This is a genomic window from Psychrobacter sp. 1Y4, assembly GCF_051847555.1.
In genome coordinates this window covers 1-568 of record NZ_JBPYDE010000934.1, presented here as the reverse complement: position 1 = coordinate 568, position 568 = coordinate 1, and the positions used below count along the sequence as shown (strand labels likewise).

Genomic DNA, 568 nt, shown 5'->3' with positions numbered 1-568 from the left:
GGGCTAGAAGTGTTGATACCTGCCGAGGACGAGCGTGCAGAGGTACACCACATTATCAAAAAAGAGCTGTGCGTCGGTGAGTTCAAAGACAGCTCACGCCAATATTATATCGATGTCATAAGCAGACTTGCTGAGCAAGGAGCAGAGGGCGTGATACTAGGGTGTACTGAGATTGGCCTGTTGATCACGCAAGACGACAGCCCAATCCCTGTATTTGATACCACAGCGATTCATGCCGCCGCCGCAGTGGATTTTTTATTGGCTGATGTAACGTTGTAATGTGTTAGTGGTCAATGCTTAGCCCAGCAAAGGTTTTTACATACGGGGCTTTTTATTAGGTCAACGTTATGCCAAATATCAATGAACAAGAGCTGTAATGATCAAGAGCCGTTAAGCTAAACGTATATATAAACCACGCTATGATCCTTTACTGTTCTTAATCATACGGTGTCTGTAGAGTCTTCTACGAAGTCGTCGATGTAGCCTTGTAATACGGCGCAAAGGGAGCAGTTTCCATACAGTCGTCGGGGTGATATCACGACATGACGCAGATGTGCCACCATGCACA

Annotated in this window: 1 protein-coding gene; it reads left to right on the top strand. The window is 46.1% G+C overall.

The annotated features are described in order from the left end of the window. Nucleotides 1–279, top strand: a 279-nt coding sequence (locus ACS8FC_RS19695) for an aspartate/glutamate racemase family protein (RefSeq protein ID WP_439298030.1), incomplete at its 5' end; no start/stop codon positions are given. Between the last annotated feature and the right edge of the window lie 289 nt (nucleotides 280–568).